The organism is Roseateles sp. So40a, assembly GCF_048081605.1.
GTDB lineage: Bacteria > Pseudomonadota > Gammaproteobacteria > Burkholderiales > Burkholderiaceae_C > Roseateles.
Map to the genome: position 1 here is coordinate 468738 of NZ_CP182288.1, position 24551 is coordinate 493288.

Sequence of the window (24551 nt, forward strand, 5' to 3'; positions counted from 1 at the left end):
GGATGGCCCCTCGGGGCCTCCGAGATCAGCCCTCGCGGCGCAGCGCCGGGAAGAGGATGACGTCGCGGATCGACGGGCTGTCGGTGATCAGCATCATCAGGCGGTCGATGCCGATGCCGCAGCCGCCGGTCGGGGGCATGCCGTACTCGAGCGCGCGGATGAAGTCGGCGTCGAAGAACATCGCCTCCTCGTCGCCGGCGTCCTTGTTGGCCACCTGCGACTGGAAACGCGCGGCCTGGTCCTCGGCGTCGTTCAGCTCCGAGAAGCCGTTGGCGTACTCGCGGCCGGTGATGAACAGCTCGAAACGCTCGGTGATCGTCGGATCCGCGTCCGAGGCGCGCGCCAGCGGCGAGACCTCGACCGGGTAGTCGACGATGAAGGTGGGCTCCCAGAGCTTCTCCTCGACCGCCGCCTCGAACAGGCCGAACTGCAGCGCCGACAGGCCCCAGTGCTTGGGCGCCTCTTCACCCAGCTCCTTGAGCTTGGCGCGCAGCACCTCGGCGTCATCGGCCTCGGCCTCGGTCACGCCCGCGTGCACGATCAGCGACTGGCGCACCGACAACCGGGTGAAGGGCTTCTCGAGGTCGACCGGCTTGCCGGCGTAGGTGACCTGCGCGCTGCCGGTGGCGGCACGCGCCGCGTGGCGGATCACTTCCTCGGTGAAGCTCATGACCTCCTGGTGGGTCCAGTAGGCCGCGTAGAACTCCATCATCGTGAACTCGGGGTTGTGCCGGACGCTGATCCCCTCGTTGCGGAAGTTGCGGTTGATCTCGAAGACGCGCTCGAAACCGCCCACCACCAGGCGCTTCAGGTAGAGCTCCGGCGCGATGCGCAGGTACATCTCCTGGTCGAGCGCGTTGTGGTGCGTGATGAAGGGCTTGGCGTTGGCGCCGCCCGGGATCGGGTGGAGCATCGGCGTCTCGACTTCCAGGAAGCCGTTCTCCACCATGTACGAGCGGATCGACGACACCGCCTTGGAGCGCGCGACGAACCGGTCCCGCGCCTTGCCGTCGGAGATCAGGTCGGCGTAGCGCTGGCGGTACTTCTGCTCCTGGTCGGCCATGCCGTGGAACTTGTCGGGCAGCGGGCGCAGCGACTTGGTCAGCAGGCGCAGCGTCGTCACCTTGACCGACAGCTCGCCGGTCCGGGTGCGGAAGAGCGTGCCCTCGGCGCCCAGGATGTCGCCCAGGTCGAAGTGCTTGAACTCGGCGTAGGCCTCCTCGCCCAGCGCGTCCTTGGACAGGAAGAGCTGGATTGCGCCGGTCGCGTCCTGCAGCGTGGCGAAGCTGGCCTTGCCCATGATGCGCTTGAGCATCATCCGGCCGGCCACCGTCACCGTGACGGCCTGCGGCTCCAGCTCCTCATTGGCGAGCTCGCCGTACTGCGTCTGCAGCGCTTCAGCGCGGTGCTGGGGTTTGAAGTCGTTGGGGAAGGCCGCGACCCCCTTGGCCTGGGCTTTCGCGCGGACGGCGGCGAGTTTCTCGCGGCGTTCGGCGATCAGCTTGTTCTCGTCTTGGGCGGGTGCCGGCGTGTCGTTGCCGTGCTGGGGGTCTTGGGACTGGCTCATCATGGGCTGCAAAAAAGGCAGGGCGCGATTTTAGGCTTTTAAAATCGCGCCCCATGTCCTCGTCCCCCATCCTCGACCGCCCGGTGCGTGTCGCCCTCGTCGGTTGCGGCCGCATTTCCAAGAATCACGTCGAGGCGCTGACCCAGCACCGGGGCCGCGCCGAGCTCGTTGCCGTCTGCGACACGCGCCCCGAGGCCGTGCAGGCCGCGCTGGCCCAGACCGGCCTGCCGGCGGAGCGCGGTTTCGCCTCGCTGGACGCGCTGCTGGCGGGCTCCGACGCCGACCTGATCGTCCTGGCCACGCCCAGCGGGCTGCATGCCCAGCAGGCCATCACCTGCGCCGCGGCCGGCCGCCACGTGCTCAGCGAGAAGCCGATGGCGACCAAGTTCGAGGAAGGCCAGGCGATGGTCCGCGCCTGCCGCGACGCCGGCGTGAAGCTCTTCGTCGTCAAGCAGAACCGGCTCAACGCCACGGTGCAGCTGGTCAAGAAGGCGTTGGACGAAGGCCGCTTCGGCCGCATCTTCATGAGCACCGTCAACGTGTTCTGGACCCGCCCGCAGAGCTATTACGACGCCGCCCGCTGGCGCGGCCGCTGGGACATGGACGGCGGCGCCTTCATGAACCAGGCCAGCCATTACGTCGACCTGCTGGACTGGCTGGTCGGTCCGGTGGACAACGTGCATGCCTACACCGCCACGCTCGCCCGCGACATCGAGGCCGAGGACACCGGCGTGCTGGCGCTGCGCCTGCGCCACGGCGGCCTGGCCAGCATCAACGTGACGATGCTGACCTACCCGCAGAACATGGAAGGCTCGATCACCATCCTCGGCGAGAAGGGCACCGTGAAGATTGGCGGCACCGCGGTCAACAAGATCGAGCATTGGGCCTTCGACACGCCGCATCCGGACGACGAGCAGGTGAAGAACGCCAGCTACGAGACCACCAGCGTGTACGGCTTCGGCCACGCCGCGTATTACGACAACGTCATCCAGACGCTGCGCGGAGAGGCGCAGGCGCAGGTCGACGGCTACGAGGGCCTGCGCTCGCTGGAGCTGCTGATCGCGGCCTACCGCAGCGCGCGCGACGGTCAGCGCGTCGGCCTGCCGCTGGTGTTCTGACATGGGCTGGTGGCAACACGCGAGCGCCATCGTCGACGACGGCGCGCAGCTGGGCGAGGGCACCAAGGTCTGGCACTTCAGCCACGTGTGCGCCGGCGCGCGCGTCGGTGAGGGCTGCTCGCTGGGGCAGGGCGTGTACGTCGGCAACGACGTGACGATCGGCCGCAACGTGAAGATCCAGAACAACGTGTCCGTCTACGACGCGGTGACGCTGGAGGACGACGTCTTCTGCGGCCCGTCCATGGTCTTCACCAACGTCTACAACCCGCGCTCGGCGGTGACGCGCAAGCACGAGTACCGCCGCACGCTGGTGAAGCGGGGCGCCACGCTCGGCGCCAACTGCACGATCGTCTGCGGCGCGACCATCGGCGAGTACGCCTTCGTCGGCGCCGGGGCCGTCGTCAAGGGCGACGTGACGCCCTACGCGCTGATGGTGGGCGTGCCCGCGCGCCAGATCGGCTGGATGAGCCGCCATGGCGAGAAGCTCGACCTGCCGGTGCAGGGCAGCGGCCGCGCGGCCTGCCCGGCCAGCGGCGATCTCTATGAACTCGACGGCCGGGCGCTGCGCCTGGTGGATCCCTCGGCGCCCTCGGAGCAGCAGACATGAGCCTTCCCTTCATCGACCTCAAGGCGCAGTACGCGGCGCTCAAGACCACGATCGACGCGCGCATCCAGCGCGTGCTTGACCACGGCCAGTACATCATGGGCCCCGAGGTGCAGGAGCTGGAGACCGCGCTGGCCGCCCACGCCGGCACGAAGCACTGCATCACCGTGGCCAGCGGCACCGAGGCGCTGCTGATCGCGATGATGGCGCTGGACCTGCAACCCGGCGACGAGGTCATCACCACGCCGTTCACGTTTGCCGCTACCGCCGAGACCATCGTGCTGCTGGGCGCGGTGCCGGTGTTCGTCGACATCGAGCCCGACAGCTGCAACCTGGACGCCTCGCTGATCGAAGCCGCGATCACGCCCCGCACCAAGGCCATCATGCCGGTGAGCCTGTACGGGCAGGTCTGCGACATGGACGCGATCAACGCGATCGCGGCGAAGCACGGGAACATCCCGGTGATCGAGGACGCCGCGCAGAGCTTCGGCGCGTCGTACAAGGATCGCAAGAGCTGCGGCCTGTCGACCTGGGGCGCGACGAGTTTCTTCCCGAGCAAGCCGCTGGGCTGCTACGGCGACGGCGGCGCGCTGTTCACCGATGACGACGCGCTGGCCCAGGCCGCGCGCGAGATCCGCGTCCACGGCCAGAGCCAGCGCTACACGCACACGCGGGTGGGCGTCGGTGGCCGCATGGACACGCTGCAATGCGCGGTCGTGCTGGGCAAGCTGGAGCGCTTCGACTGGGAGATCGCCCAGCGCCTGGCCCTCGGCGAGCGCTACCAGCAGCTGCTGGGTGAGCTGCCGTTGCAGCGCCTCGCGGTCCGCGAGGATCGCGATTGCGTCTGGGCGCAGTTCACCGTGCAGCTGCAGAGCGCCGGGCAGCGCGAGACCGTCGTTGCCGCGCTCAAGCAGGCCGGCGTCCCGACGGCGATCCACTATCCCAAGCCGCTGCACCTTCAGCCCGCCTACGAGCAGCGCTGCCGCGTGGCCACGGCGCTGCCGCACGCGGAAGCCGCGGCGCAGCGCGTGATGAGCCTGCCGATGAGCCCCGACCTCACCGAGGCGCAGCAGGATCAGGTCGTGGCTGCCCTGAGCGCCGCTGTCAGCGCCGCCTTGAACGCCGCGCCGGCCTGAACCCACTCGTCCTCACTTACCCACCACCAGGCCCCCACCCGATGCTGCTCGGCTACACGATCGATGCGCTGCGCGCGCGGATCCGCGCGCGGGTCGCGGCGTGGCTGGGCCTGCGCGTGGGCGCCGGTGCGCGCATCCACCCCGGCGCGCGCGTGCGCTGCGGCTCGGGCAGCGCGCTGGGCGAGGGCAGCATCCTGTACCGCGATGTCCAGATCCTGGCGACCGGCTCGGGCCGATTCAGCATCGGCGCGCGCAGCCACCTCGCGCCCGGCGCGTACGTGCTGGTCGGCGGACAGCGCCTGAGCATCGGCGATGACGTCGCCATCGGCCCCGGCCTGATGCTGTTCTGCGAGTCCAACGCGCTCGCCGACGCCGCCTCGGGCGCCGGTCTTCACCGCGAGCAGTACCACCGCGCCGAGGTCCGCATCGGCCACAACGTGTTCCTGGGCGCCCGCGTGACGGTGCTGCCGGGCAGCGTGATCGATGACGGCGTCGTCGTCGCCGCGCATGCGGTCGTGCGCGGCCATCTGCCCGGCGGCTGGGTCTACGGCGGCGCGCCCGCGCGGCCGCTTTACCGGATCGACGGCGCGCGCGCGCCGTCGGCCGGCTCGTGAAGGGACACGTCGCCGGCGCGCTGCGCTGGCGCGACCTGATCGCCGCGGTCGGCCACTGGCTGCGCCGCGGCCCCGCCAGCGTCGACGACTTCCGCGCCGCGTTCGCGCGCAGCCTGGGCGTGGAGACCGACGCGGTCCGGCTTCTCGGCAGCGGCCGCGCCGCGCTGCATGCGTTCACCGCGGCGCTGGACCTGCCGCCCGGATCCGAGGTGCTGCTGCCGGGCTACACCTGCGTGGTGGTGCCCAACGTCTTCATGCACCTGGGCCTGACGGTGCGTTACGTCGACATCGGCGAGCGCGACTTCAACCCGAGCGCCGAGGCGATCGCCTCGGCGATCGGCCCGGCGACGCGCGTCGTGGTCGTGCCGCACAACTTCGGCTTCGTCACCGCGGGCCTGGACGCGCTGCGCGCGCGCTTCCCCGAGGTCGTGTTCATCGAGGATGCCGCGCATGCCTGGGGCGGCACGGACGCGACGGGGCAGGTGGCCGGCACGCTCGGACACGCCGCGTTCTTCAGCTTCGAGTACTCCAAGCCGCTGACTACCGGCATCGGCGGCGCGCTGGTGATCGCCGACGCCGCGCAGCGCGCGCGCGTCTCGCCGCGCCTGCCGGACCTGCGCGCACCGTCGGCGCGAACGGTCTTCAAGCAGGCGCTGACCTTGACCTGGCATCGGCTGACGATGAGCCTGCCGCGGCCGGCGCTGGTCGCGCTGATCGCGTTGCTGCGGGCGCCGTCGCGGATGCTGGGCCTGGTGGCCAAGACGCCGGACAGCGAGGTCGCCGGCGACACGCAGCCCGACTACCGCGCCGGCCTGCATCCGTTCAGCGCCGCGATCGGTCTGACACAGGCGCGTCGCTTCGCCGAGATCCACGCACTGCGCCGCGCGCAGGCGGCCGACTACGACGCGCTGCTCGCGGACCTGCCGGGATGGGAGCGGCCTGATCCCAGTCCCGATCGCGCGCCGGGCGCGGTGCTGCTGCGTTATCCGGTGCTGCTGCCCGACACCGCCACGCGCGACGCCGCGATCGCCGCGCTGGAGGCGGCCGGCATCGTCGGCGGCACCTGGTTCGACGACGTCGTGCATCCGCGCGGCAGCCGCCGTTATGGCTACACCGAAGGCGAGTGCCCGAACGGCGAGCGCGCCGCGCGCACCGTGCTCAACCTGCCGCTGGGCCGCCACGCGCGGTTGAGCCCCGCGCAGCGCGCCGCGGTGCGGGCGATCGCGGAACAGCACGGCGGCCGCCATCGTCACGATGGCCGCGGCGGCGCCACCGCCCGCGAGGAGCCCACGCGATGACCGTGCGCCGTCGCTTCGCGCAACTCGCCGGCGCGTCGATGCTGACGCAGGCGATTCCGATGCTGGTCGCGCCGCTGCTCACGCGCTGGTACGGCGCGGAGGCGCTGGGCCACTGGGCGCTGTTCGTCGCGCTGTCGGCGAACCTGGCCACCATCGCCAATGCCCGCTACGAATTCGCGATCGTGCTGCCGCGCCGCGACGGCGAGGCCGCGCTGGTGCTGCAGCTGGCGCTGTGGATCGCGCTGGCCATGGGCCTCGTGACCGCGCTGGGCGCCGGCGCGTGGCACCTGGGCATGGCCCATCACGCGAAGCTGGGCGGGCGCTGGAACTCGCTGACGCAGCTCGATCCGTGGTTGTGGATGCTCGCGCCGGTGGTGGCGCTGGCCGGCATGCAGCAGGCGCTGAGCCTGTGGAACAACCGCCAGGGCCGCATCGACGTGATCGCGCAGGCCCGCGTGCTGCAGCAGGGCGTGATGGCCGCGGCGCAGTCGGCCGCCGCGCTGGGCGGCTTCGCCGGCCTGGCGGCGCTGGTGCTGTCGCAGAGCCTGGCGGCGCTGCTCGCGCCGCTGTGGCTGCTGGCGCGCGGCAGCCGCTGGCGCCGCGCCACGCGGCTGGACCAGTCGGGCCATTCCTGGCATTGGCGCCATCTGCGCCGGCTGGCCTGGCGCTACAAGCAATTCCCCTTGCTCAACAGCCCGCATGCCTTCGTCAACGCGGCGCAGGAGACGCTGGTGCTGGCGCTGATCGCGGCCTGGGCCGACGCGGCGACGGCCGGCTATTACGCGCTGATGGTGCGGTTGGTGAAGGCGCCGGCGACGCTGGTGGGCGGCGCCTTGTCCGAGGCGCTGCTGGGCCAGCTCGCGCGCGACTGGCAACAGGGCATCGACCTGCGCCCGCGGCTGCTGCGCGGCATCCGGCTGCTGGCGATGGTGGCGCTGCCCGGCATGGTGGTCCTGATGGCGGCCGGACCGGCGCTCTTCGGCTGGCTGCTCGGCGCGGACTGGGCCCGTTCGGGCGAGTACGGTCGCTGGATCGCGCCCTATGTCGCCGCGCATTTCATCGCCGCGCCGCTGACGGTCACGCCGATGGTGACGGGGCGTCAGCGCGGGGCGCTGGTCTTCAGCCTGATCGGCAACGCGCTGTACGTGCTGCCGGTGGCGCTGGTGCTGAGCCACGGCGGCGCGCTGACGACGGCGCTGGGCGCCATCGCGGTGCTGCTGCCGATCTATTTCGCGATCTATCTGACGTGGCTGGTGCGCGGTGCCGCGCCCCGGACCGCGCCGCACGGAGTGCCTGCATGAGACTGGTCCTGATCGGGGACGGTGAGAGCCCCCATCTGCTGAAGTGGGCGCGCGCGCTGTCGCAGCAACGCGAGGTGGAGCTGTGGGCGGCGTCCACGCGCGGCTTCGCGCCCGAGTTCCATTTCCTGATCCCCGAGGATCGTCGCCTCGCGCTGAACACCGACCCGGCGCATGCCGGCGGCAACATCGCGGTGCTCAAGCAGTTGCCCGCGCTGGGCGCATGGCTGCGCAAGGTCGATGCCGACTGGCTGCACGCGCACTACCTGACCTCGCACGGCACGCTGGCCTGGGCCGCGCGCCGCGGCTGGAAGCTGCGCGCGCGCATCGCCGGCTCCGCCTGGGGCAGCGACATCCTCGTCGCGCCGAACCAGGGCTGGGCCTACAAGTGGCTGACGACGCAGGTGCTCAAGGCCTGCGCGGTGACGACCTCGGACTCCGAGCACATGAGCGCCCGCATGCGCGAGCTCGGCGCGGCCGAGGTGATGACCTTCCCCTTCGGCCTGGAGCAGCTGCCCAAGCAGAACGTGCGCAAGCAGCCGTGGCTGTTCTACGCCAACCGCGGCCTGGAGCCGATCTATCGCCCGCATCGCGTGATCGAGGTCTTCGCCGCGATCGCCGCGCGACAGCCCGAGGCACGGCTGGTCGTGGCCAACGACGGCTCGCTGCGCGGCGCGCTCGAGGACCAGGTCCGCTCGCTGGGCCTGTCCGAGCGCGTCGAGTTCGTCGGCCGCCTGGACGCCACCTCGCAGGGCCGGCGTTACGCGCCGGCGCGCTGGTTCCTGAGCCTGCCCGAGAGCGATTCGGTGTCGGTGTCGGTGCTCGAGGCGATGGCGCACGAATGCCTGCCGATCCTGTCCGACCTGCCCGCCAACCACGAGCTGCTCGGCACCGCCGGCAGCCTCGAGCTGGTCCAGCCCGACACGCTGCTCGGCCGCCACGGCCTGATCCTCAAGGACGGTGAGGACCTCGCCACCTTGCCCGAGCGGCTGCAGCTGCTCGTGGGCGAGTCCGATGTCGCGGGCCGCGCGGTCGATGCCGACCGGCTGGGCGCGGCCAACCGCGCGTGGGTGGCGCAACATGCGATGTTCGGCCCCGCCGTCACCCGATTCATCGACCGCCTGAAACAGACCTCGGCCGCCTGAGTTTTTTCGAAGTCCCCATGAAGCTGCTGCTCATCAACCATTACGCCGGCTCGCCGAAGCACGGCATGGAATTCCGCCCGTTCTACCTGGCCCGCGAATGGGTCCGGGCCGGGCACCAGGCGCTGATCCTGGGCGCGTCCTACTCGCACGTGCGCACGACGCAGCCCGAGCCCGGCATGGCCGCGATGAGCGGCGTGAACTACCTCTTCTACGACACGCCCGAGTACCAGGGCAACGGCACGGGCCGGGTCAAGAACATCTGGTCCTTCTGCCGCCAGGTCTGGAAGGACGCCGACATCCTCGCGCGCGAGTTCGCGCCCGATGTCGTCATCGCGTCCAGCACCTACCCGATGGACATCTGGGTCGCGCGACGCGTCGCCAAACTCGCCAAGGCCAAGCTCGTCTACGAGGTCCACGACCTGTGGCCGCTGTCGCCGATCGAGCTCTCGGGCATGTCGAAGTGGCACCCGTTCGCGATGCTGTGCCAGAAGGCCGAGAACGATGCCTACCGCGACGCCGATGTCGTCGTGTCGATGCTGCCCAAGGTCCATGCGCACATGGCCGCGCACGGGCTCGATCTCAAGAAGCTCCACATCGTGCCCAACGGCATCACGCTGGACGAATGGTCCGAGCACGGTGAGCCGCTGGAACCCGCGATCCAGGCGCACCTGGACGCCGAGCGCGCCGCCGGCCGCACCGTGGTCGGCTACGCCGGATCGATGGGCGAGCCCAACGCGCTGGACGTGCTGCTCGACGCGGCCAGGTTGCTCAAGGACCGGGCGCTGAGCTTCGTGCTGGTCGGCGGCGGCCACCTGCGCGATCAGCTCGAGGCGCGCGTGCGCGACGAGGGGCTCACGAATGTCGCGATGTTCCCGGCGATCCCCAAGGCGCAGATCCCGTCGCTGCTCAAGGGCTTCGACATCGCCTACATCGGCTGGCAGCGCACGCCGATCTATCGCTTCGGCATCGCCCCCAACAAGCTGATGGACTACATGATGGCGCAGCGGCCGGTGCTGCACTCGGTGGAGGCCGGCAACGATCCGGTGGCCGAGGCCGGTGCCGGCTTGACCGTGCCGCCGCAGGATCCGCGCGCGGTCGCGGACGGGCTCATCGCGCTGGCCGCCGTGCCCGCCGAGGAGCGCGCCGAGATGGGCCGACGCGGCCGCGAATTCGTGCTGGCGAATCACACCTACCCGGTGCTCGCGCAGCGTTTCATCGACGCAGTACGTTGAGACCTCCGATGACATGACCCAGGACCGAGAACTCCAGGCCATCGCCCAGCGTTATGCCCGCCGCGATCAGCGGCTCGCGGGACTGGAGCGCTACAGCCTGCTGCGCCCCGAGGTGTGGCAGATGCTGCATGAGCGCCAGGCCGCGATGCTGCGGCTGCTCGCGGCGCATCGCGCGGCGCAGCCCGATCCGGCCGCGCCGGTCAGCGGCTGGCGCATGGCGGAAGTCGGTTGCGGGGCCGGCGGCAACCTGATGGACATGTTGCGGCTGGGACTGCTGCCGGAGCACCTGACCGGCATCGAGCTGCTGCCCGAGCGGCTGGAGGCCGCGCGCGCCGCGCTGCCCCAGCAGGTGCGGCTGCTCGCGGGCGACGCGTCGCAGGCCGAGGTCGAGACCGGCAGCCAGGACCTGGTGATGCAGTCCACGGTGTTCTCCTCGATCCTGGACGACGGCCTGCAACAGCGGCTCGCGCAAGCGATGTGGCGCTGGGTGCGGCCGGGCGGGGCGGTGCTCTGGTACGACTTCATCGTCGACAATCCGCGCAATCCCGATGTCCGGGGCGTGCCGCTGACACGCGTGCGCGCGCTGTTCCCCGAGGGCCGGACGACGGTGCGCCGCGTCACGCTGGCCCCGCCGATCGCGCGCGCCGCGTGCCGGGTCCACCCCGGCGCCTACCGCGTCCTCAACACCTTGCCCTTCCTGCGCAGCCACGTGCTGGCGCTGATCACCAAGACACCATGAGCCAGAACCCCGACCAGAAGCTCCCGTTCCTCCCGTTCGCGCTGCCCGAGCTGGGCGAGGAGGAGATCGCGGAAGTCGTCGACACGCTGCGCAGCGGCTGGATCACGACGGGCCCCAAGGCCAGGCGCTTCGAGCAGGCCTTCGCCGAGTTCCTCAACGAGCCGCAGATCGAATGCGTCGCGGTGAACTCCGCCACCGCCGGCCTGCACCTGGCGCTGGAGGCGCTGGGCATCGGCCCCGGCGACGAGGTCATCACCACGACGCACACCTTCACCGCCACCGCCGAGGTGGTGCGCTACATGGGCGCGGACGTGAAGCTGGTGGACATCGATCCGAAGACGATGAACATCGCGCTCGACCAGATCGAGGCCGCGATCACGCCGCGCACCAAGGCGATCATCCCGGTGCATTACGCCGGGCTGGCCGTGGACATGCTCACGCTGCTGGACATCGCGCGCAAGCACGGACTGAAGGTCGTCGAGGATGCCGCGCACGCGCTGCCCACGACGCTGGAGAAGGAGCTGATCGGCACGATGGGCAGCAATGCCACGGTGTTCAGCTTCTACGCCAACAAGACGATGACCACGGGCGAGGGCGGCATGCTCGTGACCCGCGACGCGGAGCTGGCCAAGCGCGCGCGCGTGATGCGTCTGCACGGCATCAACCGCGACGCGTTTGACCGTTTCACGGCCAAGGTGCCGAGCTGGTACTACGAGATCGTCGCGCCGGGCTTCAAGTACAACCTGACCGACATCGCCGCGGCGATGGGTCTGCACCAGCTCAAGCGGCTGCCGGCGTTTCAGCAGCGCCGCGAGCAGATCGCCGCGCGCTACTTCGAGGCGCTGGCCGACCTGCCGCTGATCCTGCCGCCGCAAGCCCCCGAGGGCGACGTGCACAGCTGGCACCTGTACGTGCTGCGCCTGGCCGATGCGGCCGTGGAAGCGGGCGTGTCGCGCGATGTCTTCATCGAGCGCATGTTCGAGCAGGGCATCGGCTGCAGCGTGCATTACGTGCCGCTGCACCAGCATCCGTACTGGAAGGAGCGCTACGGCCTGACGCCGGAGATGTTCCCCGAATCGCAGAAGGCCTATGAGCGCACGGTGACGATCCCGCTGTACACGGCGATGACCGACGAGCAGGTCGAGCGCGTGATCGCCGCGGTGCGCCGCAGCCTGGGCTTCTGAGCGCGTCGGACCTGAGGCAGGGATAGGAACCAGGACAGGGACAGGAACGGCCGATGGCCAAGCGACTCTTCGACATCCTCTGCGCGGGCGTGGGCCTGCTGCTGCTGAGCCCGCTGCTGCTGGCGGTGGCGGTGTGGGTCAAGCTGGACTCGCGCGGGCCGGTGATGTTCCGCCAGGAGCGGGTGGGGCGGTTCGGCGTGCCCTTCCGCATCCACAAGTTCCGCACGATGCGGGTGGACGCGCCGACGCTGGGGCCGCAGATCACGATCGGCGACGACGCGCGCATCACGCGCAGCGGCCGCTGGCTGCGCGCGAGCAAGGTCGATGAGCTGCCGCAGCTGTGGGACGTGCTGCGCGGCGCGATGAGCCTGGTGGGGCCGCGGCCCGAGGTGCCGCGCTACGTCGCGCTGTACCCGGACGCGCTGCGCGAGCTGGTGCTGTCGGTGCGCCCGGGCATCACCGATCCGGCGTCGCTGAGCTTTCGCAACGAGAGCGAGCTGCTCGCGCGCGCGGCCGATCCGGAGCGCGAGTACGTGGAAGTGGTGATGCCGATGAAGCTCGGCCTGGCGGCGGACTACGTGCGCAACGCCAGCCTGGCGGGCGACATCCGGCTGATCCTCGCGACGCTGGGCGCGATCAAGGCCTGAGCGAACACGAGAACAAGAGACCAAGAGGCCAAGAGAACACGATGAACTGGTTGTCCCTGGATGCCTTCCTGACGCGGATCCGTCCGTACCGCGAGGCCTTGGCGCTGGCGCTGGACATGGCGGCGGTGGCGCTCGCGTGGCAGGCGACGTATCTGTTCCGGCTCGGTTTCGAGCGCTGGTTCGAGGCCCGGCCCGATTACGACCACTGGGTGATGCTCGCGATCGTGGGGCTGTACGGCGTGCTGCTGAAGTTGTTCCGCGTACCCAAGGGCATGTGGCGATTCAGCGGTTTCGGCGAGGTCAAGCGGCTGGCCGCGGTGTGCGTGATCGCCGGGCTGATCGGCGCGGTGGCGGTGCTGATGGCGCAGCTGACCAAGGTGCCGCGCGCGGTGCTGGCGCTGCATCCGGTGTTCACGCTGATGGCGCTGGCGACGATGCGCATGGGCTACCGCATGCTCTACGAGCACATGCGCAGCCGCATCAGCGGCAGCGCGCAGGAGCAGCGCCGGGCGCTGGTGATGGGCGCGGGCGACGCGGGCCGGCTGCTGGTGGCGGGCATCCAGCATCAGCAGGGCTGGGTGGTGGTGGGCTACCTGGACGACGCACCGGAGAAGCGCGGGGCGCGTGTCGCGGGGGTGCCGGTGATCGGGGTGCTGGAGGATGCGACGCGGCAGGCGGACCTGCACGGCATCACGCATGTGATCGTGGCGATGCCGGCGGCGACGACGGCGCAGCGCCGCCGCGCGCTGGACCTGGCGGGCAAGACCGGGCTGGCGGTGCTGACGGTGCCCAGCAGCGAGGAGCTGCTGGCCGGGCGCACGGTCAACCAGGTGCGCGACATCGAGCCGGAGGATCTGCTCGGGCGTGAGCCGGTGGAGCTTGACGAGGGCGGCATCAGCGAGTGCCTGGGCGGCAAGGTGGTGCTGATCACCGGGGCGGGCGGGTCGATCGGGTCGGAGCTGTGCCGGCAGGTGGCGCGGTACGGCCCGTCGCGGATCGTGCTGTACGAGCTGAGCGAGTTCGCGCTGTATTCGATCGAGCAGGAACTCAGCGAGAAGTTCCCGCATATCCCGCTGGTGCGGTTGATCGGGGATGTGAAGGACCTGGCGCATCTGCGCTTCACCTTCGGCAAGTACCGGCCGCAGGTGGTCTTCCATGCGGCGGCCTACAAGCATGTGCCGTTGATGGAGGAGGAGAACGCGTGGGGCTGCCTGCGCAACAACGTGCTGGGCACCTACCGCGCGGCGCTCGCGGCGATGGAGGTCGAGGCCGAGCGCTTCGTGCTGATCTCCACCGACAAGGCCGTCAACCCGACCAATGTGATGGGGGCGAGCAAGCGGGCGGCGGAGATGGTGTTGTCCAGCCTGGCGGCGCGAAGCGGACGAACCAAGTTGATGGCCGTGCGTTTCGGCAACGTGCTGGGCTCCAGTGGCAGCGTGATTCCCAAGTTCAAGGAACAGATCGCCAAGGGCGGTCCGATCACCGTGACGCATCCGGAGATCACGCGGTACTTCATGACCATCCCCGAGGCGGCCCGCCTGGTGCTGCAGGCCGCGGCCATGGCGCGCGACGGCGAGGTCTACGTGCTGAACATGGGCGAGCCGGTCCGGATCGTCGATCTGGCACGCAACATGCTGCGGATGACGGGACGCCGTGACAACAGTGTGACAATCGAGTTCACTGGGCTCCGGCCCGGCGAAAAGCTCTACGAGGAACTGCTGGCCGATGCCGACGTGACCCTGGCTTCTCCGCATCCGCGCCTGCGGATCGCGAAGCTGCAGGAAGCGGCCTCTGCCCGGTGGCTGGACGAGATGGTCGACTGGCTCACGCCGCGATCGCCCGATCTGCCCGAACTGGAGATTCGCCGGCGGGTCCAGTCCTTCGTACCGGAGTACCAGGCACGCGGTCGCTGAGGCGGCGGGCCACGACGGTGTGAAGTTCCCAGGGACTGAAAAAAGATCACATGAAACACCGTCGCCTCTTCCTCCTGCTGCTGCTCGGCGGCACCGTGCCGCTCACCGCCCATGCCTACGTCGACCCCGGCACCGGCATGCTCGTCTGGCAAGGTCTGATCGCCGCGGTCGGTGCGTTCCTCGTGTTCGTGCGCAATCCCGTGGCCGCCTTCAAGCGCCTGATCGAACGCTTCAAGCGCAAATGAGAGATCCGGCTGCCCGCCTCGTCATGGAGGCGGATCGGGTGGTGCGCCATCTGCGCGCGCCGCTGCGCGAGAACCATTTCCTTCGTTCCGAGCTGGCGCAGCGTTGGCGCGCGCGCGGCGATCTCGTGGATTTCGAGATCGTGGACGAGCACACGGTGACCGCCCGACGGATCCCGTTCGTCAGCCTCCCGTCGGAATGGTGCGACCAGCAGCTCTTCCAGGCGGCGGAGCTCACGCTGAGGCTGCAGCAGGAAGCCTTGGAGGCCGGCTTCGACCTGAAGGATGCCTCGGCCTGGAACGTCATCTTTGACGGCGGCAAGCCGGTCTTCTGCGACCTGTTGTCCTTCGATCCGCTTTCGCACAAGCGCTGGTGGCCGGCGGGGCAATTCGCCCGGCATTTCATCCTGCCCCTGTTGCTGTCCAAGCGTCGCGGCCTTCCGGTCGGCAAGGCGTTTCAAGCCTGGCGGGACGGCGTGCCTCACGAGGTGGCTCGACGAATGCTCGGTCCGGGTCGGTTCCTGACGCGCTACTGGCCGTTGACCGCGGCAGGCGCGGCCGGCGGTGCCGCTCCGGCTCCTGTCGCCCGGAACGGCTCGGCGGACCTGGCAGGCATCCGCCGATTCCGCGCGGGCCTGAACCAGTCGCTCGACTGGATGCTGCGCGGGGTTGATCCGGGCCAACGCCGGCCTGACCCCAGCACCTGGGGCAACTATGTGAGCGAGCGCGGCCATTACACCGCCGACGACCTCTCGGAGAAACGGCAACACATCCAGCACTGGCTGGCTGAGCTCGCACCCCGGCGCGTGCTCGACCTGGGCTGCAACTCGGGCGAGTTCTCGCGTCTGGCAGCTGCCGCGGGCGCGCATGTCGTCGCGGTGGACCTGGATGCGGGCGCGATCGCGCGAGCGGTGGCTCAGCCGTCGCTGCAGATCAGTTTCGTGGTGGCGCAACTGGACGACCTGCGGGGTGGCTTCGGCTGGAACGCCGCGGAACATGCAGGTCTGCCCGAACGGCTGCGAGAGGGGGCCGACCTGGTGATGATGCTCGCGCTGATCCACCACCTGGTCCTGGGGGCGTCGATCCCGTTGACCGAGGTGGTCCGGTTCGCCAGGAACTGCACCCGGCGCTGGCTGGTGGTCGAGTTCATTGCCCCTGAAGATCGCCAGATCGCCCTGATGCAAGGGCAGCGCAATCGGGAGGACGCGTTTCCGACCGTGGCGGAGCAGCAGCAGGCGTTCGAGGCCGCCGGACTGGTGCTGCGTTCGAGCCAACCCTTGGCCGGCGCGACCCGCACGCTGGCGCTGTTGGAGCGCGTCGAATGACGGACGCCGCGCCGGCAGCTCGGGAGACACCGACGACGGGCCCGGGCCCAGGCCTCGACCGGGCATGCACCGCGGCCGCGGCCGCGGTCTGGACCTCGGCCTGGATCGAGGTGCTCGTGAGGGATCGTTATCACGCGCTCTACTCGCAACTGGACAACATGGCCTGGCTGATCGCGCTGGGCGGCTTCTATCTGCTGGAACGCCTGGTCGCACGCTGGGCTCCGAAGGCCTGGGCGGCGACCTTGTCCGCGCGATACCTGGTGCTGGCCGCGGTGCTGTGGGCCTGGATCGTGCTGTTCGGTGGTGCCAGCGGTCAGCGTTTCGTCGCGGGTGTCATCCTCTCGGCCGCGCTCGCGGTGGGGCTGCTGATCGCGATGCCCTGGCTGCTGCGGCGCATGCCGGCGGCGTCCGCCTCTGCGCTCGCAACTCGAGGGCCGATGGCCATCGCCGTGGCGGCGATGCTCTTCGTGCTGCTGCCGCCAGCGATGGCGCTCTGGAGCGCGCCGTCCCTCAGCTGGCCCTCGCGACAGGCGGCAACCGCCCCGGCCGCGTCGCAGACCTCGCCGGCCTTCGGACGGGATCGGACCGTGTTGATCCTGCTGTTCGACGAGCTCAATGACGCGGCGGTCGGGGGCATCCAGGCGGCGTTGACCGCGCAGGGACTGCACGTGGCGCATCGCCCGCTGGAGCCGGTCGGCGATGGCACCGCGAAGGTCGTCCCGGCGATGTGGCTGGGCCGACCGTTCAAGGACCCCAAGCCCTGCAGCAACTCCGCGATCTGCAGCGGGCGGGACATCCTCGATTTCTCGAAGGTCCTGGCGAGTCGTCAGGACATCGATGTCGTCGGTTTCTACCATCCCTATTGCGCGATGCAGGGCCTGCGGTGGTGCCGGCGCGAGTCCCCCTTGGGCGTGTTCGACTGGTCGGATCGCTGGGTCTGCGCGGTTCGTCGGCGCATGGGGCTGACGATGCCCGAGCGCTGCCACCGTGAACAGCACCTGAGCTGGACCAGGCTGGTGGAGCGGACGGAGCAGGCCTATTGGCAGGCGCCGTTCTGGCAGCAGGGCGGCATGCTGTACGCGCATCTGCCGTTCCCGCACCCTCCGGCCTCGGACTCCCGGCAGACCTTCGTGGAGCAGTACGCCGCCGGGACGAGCAAGGCGGCGCGGCTGGCCTCGGCGTCGGTCGAGCGGCTGCGCGCGGCCGGCATCAAGGACATCGCGGTGATCGTCACGTCCGACCATCCGCTGAGGGTCGACGGCTGGTGCAGCAACGGCACCTATTCCGCGCGGCGTTGCCAGGGCAGCGAGCAGCTCAAGGACAGCAAGGTCCCCCTGCTGGTCGCCGCCGATGGTGCCTTGCCGGAGCTGGCCCCCTTCAACAGCAATCAGCAAGTGTTCGACGTGCTCGACGCGCCGGTCTCCGCCGTCACGACGCCCTGAGCCACGATGCCCTGAGCCGCGACGCCCCGAAGCACGACGCCTTGAGCCTCGAGGGCCCGTCGGCCCCGGGGATCAGCGGAAGATGTACTTGAACATCAGGAAGCTGCGCAGCAACCGCTTGATGCGGAACCATTGAGGTTGCGCCAGGACGCGGTAGACGCCCTCCAGCCCGATCTTCTGGATCCAGACCGGCGCGCGCTTGATACGGCCCGACAGGAAGTCCAGGCTTCCGCCGCAACCGATGCACAGGCGCACGCCCAGGGGTTCCAGCCAGGCCCGTTCCTCATCCATCCAGAACTCCTGCTTGGGAGCGCCGAGCGCCACGAAGATGTAATCGGGTCGATAGGCCTCGATGCGGGCCCGACATTGGCGTCGCCAGTCCTCGGGGAACGGATAGGCGGCCAACGGGGGCGAGAAACCCTCCACGTCCGCACCGAAGCGCTCCCGCGCGACTTGCACCGCGGCGGCATTGGCCTCGGACGTCGCACCGAGCAGGAACACCTTCCGTCCCGTCCTGGCGGCTTCCGCCAGCAGTTCAGGCACGAGGTCCGAGCCGCTGATCTTCTCGATGGCGGCGCCGCGGGGCTGCGCCAGCCGGCGAGCCACGGCGAACGGAATCTGGCCGTCGAAGGTCGCGCAGTTCTCGTTGATGATCCGGGCGAAGCGCGGGTCCTCGTGCGCGGTGACGATGAAGTCGGCATTCACCGTGATGACCAGGGCCAACGGGGGGAAGGCCGCGATCGACGCGCGAGTCGGTCCCTGGAAGGTGAGCCCGGCGAAACGCACGGACGAGGGGTTCACCGGGCGGTCTGTTCGGTCCATTGATTGAATTGCTCCGGAGAAAAATGTCGCTGCAGGTAGGGCTTGGCCGCGGCGGCGGCACGTTGCCAGGCGTCGCGATCGGTGGTCAGGCGGCGCACCGCGTCGGCGAAGTCCTGGGGGTCATCGGCGACCACGACCGCGTCTTCCCAACCGGCCGGAAAGCCCTCCGCGCCGAGCGATGTGGTCACGACGGGCAGTCCGCGCCCCAGCGCGTTCAGGATCTTCATCTTGATGCCGGAGCCCGACAGCAGGGGCGCGACGAACACACCGGCCTGCTGATAGAGCGGTGACAGGTCGGGCACGCGTCCGTGCCATCGCACCTGGGCATGGGGGGCTTCCGGGGGCGTACCGTTGATGTAGCCGCCGGCGACGTCGGTGATCAGGCCGGCGGGCAGCAGCGGCGCCACGTGGTCCTCGTACCAGCGCGCGCCCTCCGCGTTGGGCGCCCAGGACATGGTGCCGACAAACAGGGCGTTTCCGCCGAACCTGCCATAGCTGCCGTCGTCGACCGGCACCCAGGGCAGGAAGGCCCGCGAACGCGTTTCAATGCCTCCCAGGCGCATGACCTCGTCCATGTCGGTATGGGAGATGAAGTGCAGCTCGTCCGCCGAGCGGCAGATGTCGCGCAGGTAGGCGGCCGAGCGCCGTCCCTCGGACTGAAGCACCTGACGCATCGGGAACCGGGCGCGCTCGGCCGCGCGGACAAACAGCAGATGCTCCGCGTTGTGCAGGTTGAGCACGCGGTAGCCGGGATGGGCGAGCTCCTGCATCGCCGGCCACATGAGCCAATGGTCCACGTAGGTGATGTCGAAGTGCTGCTTGCTCAAGGACCTCGCCATGTCCAGGAAGGCCGGATCGACATTGCGCCAGATCGCGAGGGGCAGCCCCTCGATCCAGGACCTCGCGAGGCCGGGAATCGTGCGCGGGCGGAGCGCGCCTGCATGATGGACGGCCTGCAGGCCGAAGCGCTCGCGACACTTCCGGATCGCGGCCTCGGACGCCGTGATGGCCAGCACCGTGACGTCGAAACGTCGCGCGAGCAGTTCGATGCGCTCCAGGGTCACGATCAGCCCGCCCGAGTCCCCTGATTCAGGCAGCGTGGGCGTGATGAACAGCAGTTTCTTTTTCGTTGTCATGGCGGTGGGCGTGGTCTCGCGCCTCGACGTCTCCTCGGTCGGGCCACGGGGGAGACGTCTCGCGGCAGCGTCGGTTCAGGAGGTGGCGGGCGCCGTGACGGGGTTGGCGTCGGTGGCCGGTTGCGGGTCGCGGGCGGCTGTCGTCGCCGGTGCCTGGACGCCGGGCTCCACCCTGCGATGCAGCACGGCGCCGATGAGGATGAAGATGAACGCGTTGCCGGACAGACCGAGCGAGGACGCCGACAGGAAGAACGACAGGGTCCAGCAGATCAGGCCGGCGATCGCCGCGGCGTAGATCGGTTGGCGCGTGCGCTGGTATCGGCTCAACAGGCTGATGTACAGGCTGTTCAGGATCAGGATGTAGACGATCGACATCAGCCCCAGCTGCGCGGCGATGTTGCCGAACCCGCTCTCTGCGCCGATCTCCGCGCTTTCGAGCTCCGCGTCCGCGTAGTTGCCTCCCGCGCCCAGGCCGAGTCCCAGCCACTTGTTCTGCATGACGATCTCGACGAGCGAGGAGATGCCCTTGAGGTGGGCCAGCGCGCCGGCGTCGATGCCCAGGGCGATGACCGTCGCGCTCACGACGATGCAGGCGGAGACGAACCCGAGAAAGAGGCCGGGCCGCAGATGGTTGCGCAACGCATAAGCCCCGAAGGCCAACGGTATCGACAGCGCGAAGAACTTGGAGACGGTCAGCAGGCCGATTCCCGCGATCAGCACGGCCCAGAAGCGCTCACGGGCGCCGCCCATCAGACTGAAACACAGGGCGGCGACGAAGAAGGCGGCCAGGGTGGTCGGCTCGAAATAGAACGAGACCATGCGTCGGACCTCGCCGAAGAGCGCGAAGAGGTCCCAGCTGTAGAAGCGTCCGTTCTCGCCGATGGTCGGCGTCGAGAACGGGTCGACGCTGAGCGCATCCCAGTAGGAGGTGATCCCCACGAAGTCATTCCAGAAGCTGTCGGGAAGGAAGACCTCCACCGCGCCGAAACCCCACAGCACGACGAGGATCGGTTTGAGGAACTGGAAGTAGGACAGTTCGGAGCGGAAGCCGGTGCCGAACTCGCGGAAGATCAGCAGCACCAGCAGGAACGACAGGTGGCGCCGGAAGTTGAACACCCGATCGCTCATCGGCGCATCCGACAGGACGAAGGCCACCAGGTTGAAGGCGATGGCCAGCAGGATCAGCCAGTCCAGGGTTTCCAGCTTGAGCCGGGCCAGGCGGCCCAGCAGGCTGGGCAGGATCAGCAACACGCCGCCGATCAGCAGCAGATCCTTCACCGCCAGCATCTGCTGCGCGAAGGGCAGGTCGGCCGCGTAGATGAAGTAACTCGCCAACGTGGCGAAGTTGAGCGCCAGGGTGAACAGGATCGTGTAGACACGCATGTCAATGCTTTCGCAAGCCAAGGCGTTTCAACGCCACGACGCCATCGCGGTGCGCCGCGGCCGATGCGCGGAAGATGGCATGCCGCACCGCGCCCAGGGCCGGGCGCGCGGTGGAGGCCGCCGTGAATGATTCGATGTATTGGCGCGCCACGCTGGCCGGGAAGAACAGCGACATCTTGGCCCGGCCCGCATCGCCGATCGCCTCGTAGGCCTCGGGCGTGGCCTGCAGCAGCTCGATCAGGCGATCCCCGATGTCCTGACGAGGCAGTGCCAGGCTGGGCTCGAAGAAGCTGATGCCCTCGATCTCGTGCGGGAAGCCGAAGGTCTGCGGCAAGTCCGCGTATTCGATCGCCGGCACGGACGGGACACCGCAGGCGGCCGCTTCCATCATGCTCAGCCCCGAACCGACGAAAGCGAACGCGCCGGCCAGGACCTCCGGAATGCGCCGGTAGTCGACGTTGCCCAGCAATCGCACGTGCGACTCCAGCTGGAGCTCGGTGATTCTTGACGCCATGCGCGCCTGCAGCATGCCGGTCCCGTAGACGTCCCAGGACACGTCGTGACCCAGGTCGCGCAGGCGTCGAACGACGTCCAGCATGGTGACGTTGTAGGTCTTGAAATGATCGAGGCGCCCGATCGAGACCAGGCGCAGCGGGCCGCCAGGATCGCGCGGCGCCCGGCGGGGGAAGCGCTCTCCGTCCACGATCAACGGGATGATGGGCGCATCCGCCATGCCCGGCGTCAGGCGCCGGTGTTCGTCGCGGCAGGCGTCGTTGGCGAAGATCACGTTCGGGACAGGCATCTGCGCGAATGAGGCGCGGACCAGTCGGTTGTGCAGATTCAACGGCCCCCGGTCGAGGCAGTACATCCGTGTCTGGTAGGCCCCCGCGATCACGCGGTCGGCCTCGAAGTCGCCTCGGCTGAGGCCCCGCAACACGGCGAGGAAGGTATCCGTGTTGGTGAACATCACGACGTCGAAGCGACGCGTCGGGGCAGGACCGCCTCGGCGCAGCTCGTGGAACGGCTCGACGGTGGCCCCCAGTGCCCGGAGATCGGGCAGCAGGGCGTTTGCGCCGTCGGGATCGAGCAGGAACACATGGACGTCATGGCCCATGCGCTTGAACTGGCCGATCAGCGAGAGCAGGAAGGTCTCGACACCACCGATGTGAAAGTGCTGGTTGACGATGGCGATCTTCATGTTGGGCTGTGAGGGCCAGCCTCAGGAAGGTTGTCGGATGCCGCGCCGCGGCGTTCAGCGGTCCGGCTGGCCTGGCGGATCAGCACGAGCATGGTGCCCGCGACGAGCACGAAGTAGGTCATGTACGCAGCCGCGTAACTCCAGGCGACACCGGCCGGACCGTGCTCGATGCCCACGTGTCGCGCCATGACCCAGAACAGCGCCGCCTGCACCAGCTCGGCCGCCATGGACAGCTTGTAGCGGCCTGTCGCGAGGAAGGCGTAGGTGATGAGATAGCTCGCGATTTTCGCCACGTCGCCGATCAGTTGCGGCATGAACAGGTCGGTGACGCCGAGGAAGGCGGACGAAAACAGCAAGGGGACGATCTGGAAACGAAGCAGGTAGATGGCGGCGCAAAGGCCCACCATCGCCGGGAGCAGGACACGCCCATAGCGCAGGATCACCGCCGCGCAGGCAGGGATGGTCGGCGCGGCCGCCAGGCGCGGGAAGTAGAACGCGCTGAGGAAGAGCAGGCCGAATTGCAGGTACGCGTCAGAGAGACGCACCATGGCTTGCCACACCCCCACCATCTCCCAACCCGCGGACGCTGCCAAGGCGTTGCGCACGGCGATCTGCGCCGTGGGCATGCCCACGACGGTGATCAGCGACAGGAGGCTGAAGTGGATCCACGGCTTGAGGTCCGCGATCTCAAAACTCGGCTTGCCGAGCGGCGCCCATTCGGGGAGGTGGCGACTGGCGAGGAAGTGCAGGAACAGCCACTGGCTCAGCGCGCCCAGCAACATGCCGACCAGGGTGCCGGGAAGCCCGAATGCCAGGCATCCGATCGTGACGGCGATGGCGCCCACGACGCCAGCGGCCAGGCTGGACTTGGCGAACAGGTCCTGGCGCCCCCGTCCGTTGACCACGGCGCTCAGGGCCGCGATGTGGAACAGCCCATATTGCCCGACGGCCAGTGCGATCAGCAAGGCACCGGCTCCCGCCGTCGGCAGCAGGCGCTCGCCCAGGAACTGATGTCCGACCAGCACGATGGCCAGCATCGCGACGCTGCAGATGCAGGCGTAGCCGTGCGCCGACCTCAGCTTGTGACGCACATCGCTCAGCGGCGTATCCGGGTCGGCGACGGCCTTGATGATGCCCGACGCTATGCCGCCACCGGCGAGCATCGTGCTGATCAGCAGCAGATTGTTGAACTGACCGATCACCCCCGTGCCCGCCAGGCCCAGGGTGACGGCAGTGATCTTGACCGTATACAGCGCCAGTAGCATGCGCGTCGCCGTGGAGGCGGCGAGCAGCGCAGTGGACTTGTAGGCTTTCATTGCCGCTTGACGCCGATGCGTCCTCTCCTGTCAGGACGCATCGGTCCGGATCCGGTCAGCGGCGCTGAAGCGCGCCGAGGATGGCCGCGGTCACGCGGTCGACATCCGCATCGCTCAGCTCATAGAACAGCGGCAGGCGCACCAGGCAGTTGGTGTAGCGATCGCTGTGGGGCAGCGCCCGACCGTCGTGCTTCTGCTGGAAGTACGGGCTGTCGTGCAGCGACAGATAGTGGAAGACCGCGTGGATGCCTTGCTCTTTCAGCGCGGCGATCAGCGCCGTGCGCTGGTCCAGGTCGCGGCAGACCAGATAGAACATGTGCGCGTTGTTGGTCGCGTACTCCGGGATGGTCGGCAGCGTGATGCCGTACTCCGGCAGCGTCGGTGCCAGTTGATCCCAGTAGCGCTGCCAGATCGCCTTGCGACGTTGCTGGATGGTGTCCAGGTTCTCGAGCTGCGCGAACAGGTAGGCCGAGACGATGTCGGAAGGCAGGAACGACGAGCCGACGTCCACCCAGCCGTACTTGTCGACTTCACCGCGGAAGAACGAGCTGCGGTTGGTGCCCTTCTCGCGGATGATCTCGGCCCGGCCGATGTAGCGCGGGTCGTTGATGGCCAGCAGGCCGCCTTCTCCGGAGATCACGTTCTTCGTCTCGTGGAACGAGAAGGCGGACAGCGCGCCGATGCTGCCCAGCGGACGGCCCTTGTAGAACGAGTCGATCCCTTGGGCGGCGTCCTCGATCACCGTCACGCCGTGGCGGCGCGCGATCTCGTCGATGCGGTCCATGTCGCAGGCGACACCGGCGTAATGCACCACCACGATGGCGCGCGTGCGCGGCGTGATCAGCGCCTCGATCTGGGCGGCGTCGATGTTCGGGTTGTTCGGCTCACTGTCGGCGAACACCAGCTTCGCGCCGCGCAGGACGAACGCGTTGGCGCTGGACACGAAGGTGAACGACGGCACGATGACCTCGTCGCCCTCCTTGATGTCCAACAGCAGGGCGCACATCTCCAGCGCGTCGGTGCACGACGTCGTCATCAGCGCCTTGGCGAAGCCGTAGCGTTCCTCGAAGAACGCGTGGCACTTCCGCGTGAACAGACCGTCGCCGGAGATCTTGCCGGACGCCACGGCCTGCGCGATGTACACCAGTTCGCGCCCATGGAGATAGGGTTTGTTGAAGGGGATCGTGGTCAT

General features: G+C 69.1%; 22 protein-coding genes. 15 read left to right on the forward strand and 7 right to left on the reverse strand.

The annotated features are described in order from the left end of the window. Window positions 1–25: 25 nt before the first annotated feature. Window positions 26–1567 (reverse strand): lysine--tRNA ligase, encoded by a 1542-nt coding sequence (lysS, locus tag ACNI65_RS02145; protein WP_416760903.1) that lies wholly within the window; start codon window positions 1565–1567, stop codon window positions 26–28. A 53-nt stretch (window positions 1568–1620) separates the two neighbouring features. On the opposite strand from lysS, the gene ACNI65_RS02150 reads away from it, so the two are divergent. The 15 genes from ACNI65_RS02150 to ACNI65_RS02220 are packed head-to-tail and all read left to right on the forward strand — an operon-like array spanning window position 1621 to window position 17504. Then, a complete protein-coding gene (locus tag ACNI65_RS02150; protein WP_416760904.1) occupies window positions 1621–2685 on the forward strand; it encodes a Gfo/Idh/MocA family protein in 1065 nt (354 codons plus the stop codon). A 1-nt stretch (window position 2686) separates the two neighbouring features. Beyond that, window positions 2687–3292: an acyltransferase gene (locus ACNI65_RS02155; protein ID WP_416760905.1), complete on the forward strand. Its 606-nt coding sequence runs from the start codon at window positions 2687–2689 to the stop codon at window positions 3290–3292. Next, on the forward strand, window positions 3289–4425 hold the full coding sequence (locus ACNI65_RS02160; RefSeq protein ID WP_416760906.1) for a DegT/DnrJ/EryC1/StrS family aminotransferase: 1137 nt from the start codon (window positions 3289–3291) through the stop codon (window positions 4423–4425). Before ACNI65_RS02155 ends, ACNI65_RS02160 begins: the two co-directional genes overlap by 4 nt. Window positions 4426–4466: 41 nt before the next feature. Continuing rightward, complete coding sequence (locus tag ACNI65_RS02165; protein WP_416760907.1) at window positions 4467–5039, forward strand: acyltransferase; 573 nt, start codon at window positions 4467–4469, stop codon at window positions 5037–5039. Next, window positions 5036–6337, forward strand: coding sequence for a DegT/DnrJ/EryC1/StrS family aminotransferase (locus ACNI65_RS02170; protein ID WP_416760908.1), 1302 nt, complete (start codon window positions 5036–5038; stop codon window positions 6335–6337). Before ACNI65_RS02165 ends, ACNI65_RS02170 begins: the two co-directional genes overlap by 4 nt. Next, the gene (locus ACNI65_RS02175) at window positions 6334–7638 is read left to right on the forward strand and encodes a lipopolysaccharide biosynthesis protein (RefSeq protein WP_416760909.1); all 1305 of its coding nucleotides are present in this window, start codon (window positions 6334–6336) and stop codon (window positions 7636–7638) included. The genes ACNI65_RS02170 and ACNI65_RS02175 overlap by 4 nt, the downstream gene beginning before the upstream one ends. Beyond that, window positions 7635–8780, forward strand: coding sequence for a glycosyltransferase family 4 protein (locus ACNI65_RS02180; RefSeq protein ID WP_416760910.1), 1146 nt, complete (start codon window positions 7635–7637; stop codon window positions 8778–8780). The genes ACNI65_RS02175 and ACNI65_RS02180 overlap by 4 nt, the downstream gene beginning before the upstream one ends. A 17-nt stretch (window positions 8781–8797) precedes the next feature. Continuing rightward, complete coding sequence (locus ACNI65_RS02185) at window positions 8798–10012, forward strand: glycosyltransferase family 4 protein (protein WP_416760911.1); 1215 nt, start codon at window positions 8798–8800, stop codon at window positions 10010–10012. 13 nt (window positions 10013–10025) lie between these two features. Continuing rightward, window positions 10026–10751, forward strand: coding sequence for a class I SAM-dependent methyltransferase (locus ACNI65_RS02190; RefSeq protein ID WP_416760912.1), 726 nt, complete (start codon window positions 10026–10028; stop codon window positions 10749–10751). After that, a complete protein-coding gene (locus ACNI65_RS02195) occupies window positions 10748–11935 on the forward strand; it encodes a DegT/DnrJ/EryC1/StrS family aminotransferase (RefSeq protein ID WP_416760913.1) in 1188 nt (395 codons plus the stop codon). Before ACNI65_RS02190 ends, ACNI65_RS02195 begins: the two co-directional genes overlap by 4 nt. Before the next feature lie 53 nt (window positions 11936–11988). Next, a complete protein-coding gene (locus ACNI65_RS02200) occupies window positions 11989–12582 on the forward strand; it encodes a sugar transferase (protein WP_416760914.1) in 594 nt (197 codons plus the stop codon). Window positions 12583–12623: 41 nt separating this feature from the next. Further along, window positions 12624–14495 carry a polysaccharide biosynthesis protein gene (locus ACNI65_RS02205; protein WP_416760915.1) on the forward strand — a complete coding sequence of 624 codons (1872 nt, stop codon included), beginning with the start codon at window positions 12624–12626 and terminating at the stop codon, window positions 14493–14495. Window positions 14496–14545: 50 nt separating this feature from the next. Continuing rightward, window positions 14546–14740, forward strand: coding sequence for a hypothetical protein (locus tag ACNI65_RS02210; protein WP_416760916.1), 195 nt, complete (start codon window positions 14546–14548; stop codon window positions 14738–14740). A 23-nt stretch (window positions 14741–14763) separates the two neighbouring features. Next, window positions 14764–16062, forward strand: a complete 1299-nt coding sequence (locus tag ACNI65_RS02215; protein WP_416760917.1) for a methyltransferase domain-containing protein — start codon at window positions 14764–14766, stop codon at window positions 16060–16062. Further along, window positions 16059–17504: a hypothetical protein gene (locus ACNI65_RS02220; protein WP_416760918.1), complete on the forward strand. Its 1446-nt coding sequence runs from the start codon at window positions 16059–16061 to the stop codon at window positions 17502–17504. The genes ACNI65_RS02215 and ACNI65_RS02220 overlap by 4 nt, the downstream gene beginning before the upstream one ends. Window positions 17505–17576: 72 nt before the next feature. On the opposite strand, the gene ACNI65_RS02225 is transcribed toward ACNI65_RS02220, so the two are convergent. From ACNI65_RS02225 to rffA, 6 genes are all read right to left on the reverse strand, one after another. Then, complete coding sequence (locus ACNI65_RS02225; RefSeq protein ID WP_416760919.1) at window positions 17577–18305, reverse strand: WecB/TagA/CpsF family glycosyltransferase; 729 nt, start codon at window positions 18303–18305, stop codon at window positions 17577–17579. Continuing rightward, on the reverse strand, window positions 18302–19462 hold the full coding sequence (locus tag ACNI65_RS02230) for a glycosyltransferase (RefSeq protein ID WP_416760920.1): 1161 nt from the start codon (window positions 19460–19462) through the stop codon (window positions 18302–18304). The genes ACNI65_RS02225 and ACNI65_RS02230 overlap by 4 nt, the downstream gene beginning before the upstream one ends. 75 nt (window positions 19463–19537) lie before the next feature. Continuing rightward, window positions 19538–20845: a hypothetical protein gene (locus tag ACNI65_RS02235; RefSeq protein ID WP_416760921.1), complete on the reverse strand. Its 1308-nt coding sequence runs from the start codon at window positions 20843–20845 to the stop codon at window positions 19538–19540. 1 nt (window position 20846) lies between these two features. Then, a complete protein-coding gene (locus ACNI65_RS02240; RefSeq protein WP_416760922.1) occupies window positions 20847–22043 on the reverse strand; it encodes a glycosyltransferase family 4 protein in 1197 nt (398 codons plus the stop codon). After that, a complete protein-coding gene (locus tag ACNI65_RS02245) occupies window positions 22040–23359 on the reverse strand; it encodes an O-antigen translocase (protein WP_416760923.1) in 1320 nt (439 codons plus the stop codon). The genes ACNI65_RS02240 and ACNI65_RS02245 overlap by 4 nt, the downstream gene beginning before the upstream one ends. A gap of 55 nt (window positions 23360–23414) precedes the next feature. Next, complete coding sequence (gene rffA / locus ACNI65_RS02250; protein WP_416760924.1) at window positions 23415–24551, reverse strand: dTDP-4-amino-4,6-dideoxygalactose transaminase; 1137 nt, start codon at window positions 24549–24551, stop codon at window positions 23415–23417.